Source organism: Streptomyces sp. NPDC048275, from assembly GCF_040652275.1.
Lineage (GTDB): Bacteria > Actinomycetota > Actinomycetes > Streptomycetales > Streptomycetaceae > Streptomyces.
This window is the reverse complement of the sequence record NZ_JBEZLR010000271.1, coordinates 1-1,110: the sequence shown is the minus strand read 5'-3', so window position 1 is coordinate 1,110 and position 1,110 is coordinate 1. Positions and strand designations below refer to the sequence as shown.

Below are 1,110 nucleotides of genomic sequence, written 5' to 3'. Positions count from 1 at the left end.
AGTGGGCGGTTCGTAAGGCGATGTCCTTTTCTGGCTGAGGTGGGAGCAAGGCCGCTGGTGGAGGTTGTGTCGGCTATTGCTTCCTGGCGAAGTTGCCGGTGTCGGCCTCGGTAAGGATCCCGAGTTTGACCAGGCGTTTCAGCTTGGCGCGGGTGCCTTCGACGTTCTTGGGCAGCAGTTCGTGGCCGAGGGCTTCGCAGACGTCCTTGGCCCGTAGCGGCCCGGTCGCGTGGTTGAAGGCGGCGAGGATGCGGGGGTAGTCCGGATGCTCGGGCAGGTCCGGCGCGACGGCCGGGAGCCGGTCGGCGAGGCTGGTGATGGTCTTGCGGGTGATCGAGAGGTGCTCCAGGTGGGTCTCGGCCTCCCGCAGCCTGGTCTGCAGGTCGTCGATTTGTGCGCGGAGTTCGTCGGCCAGGGCCCGGGCGGCGTCTTCCTGGAGGTCCAGGGCGTCGAGCAGGGGCTGGATGTTCACGCGGGCACCGCCTGCGGCTCGCGCCAGGTGGGGGCGTTCGCGCCGGTGAGGCGTCGGGTCATGACGTGGGTCATCGCCCAGTAGACGCGGGAGGCGGAGGAGGATGAGCGGTGCTCGTAGTCGCGGACCAAGCGCCGGTGCAGTATCAGGATCCCGTAGGTCTGCTCGACCCTCCACCGCTTCGGCTGCGGCACGAACCCCTTGACCTGCGGGTTGCGTTGGACGATCTCGACGTCGATGCCCAGGCCGGCGCCGTGTGCGGCGACCTGGTTTTTGAAGCCCTGGTCGACCAGGGCTTTGCGGACGGTTCCGCCGGCGTGCTCGGCGACCTGGTCCAGCAGGACGATGCCCACGGCGTTGTCGTGGGTGTTCGCAGCGAGAACGACGACCGCGATGACCAGGCCGAGGACGTCCACGGCAAGGCCCCGCTTGCGGCCGGGCACCCGCTTGGCCGGATCATGGCCACTCGTGGAGACGGGGACCCCGGCGGCCACGTGGACACTCTGGGTGTCCAGCACCACCAGGGTCGGGTCCTCTAATCGTCGGGCGCGTTCGCGGACCTGGCAGCGCAGGAGTTCATGGATGACCTGGTCGGTCCCGTCGTCCCGCCAGGCGGCGAAGTAGTAGTACGTCGCGCT

2 protein-coding genes are annotated in these 1,110 nt (G+C 68.5%); both read right to left on the bottom strand.

The genetic code is table 11. The features are described from left to right. Positions 1–73: 73 nt before the first annotated feature. Positions 74–472, bottom strand: a complete 399-nt coding sequence (locus tag AB0D57_RS47885) for a hypothetical protein (protein ID WP_362088797.1) — start codon at positions 470–472, stop codon at positions 74–76. Further along, a partial coding sequence (locus AB0D57_RS47880; protein WP_362088796.1) for a transposase occupies positions 469–1,110 on the bottom strand: 642 nt, incomplete at its 5' end. The genes AB0D57_RS47880 and AB0D57_RS47885, both read right to left, overlap by 4 nt.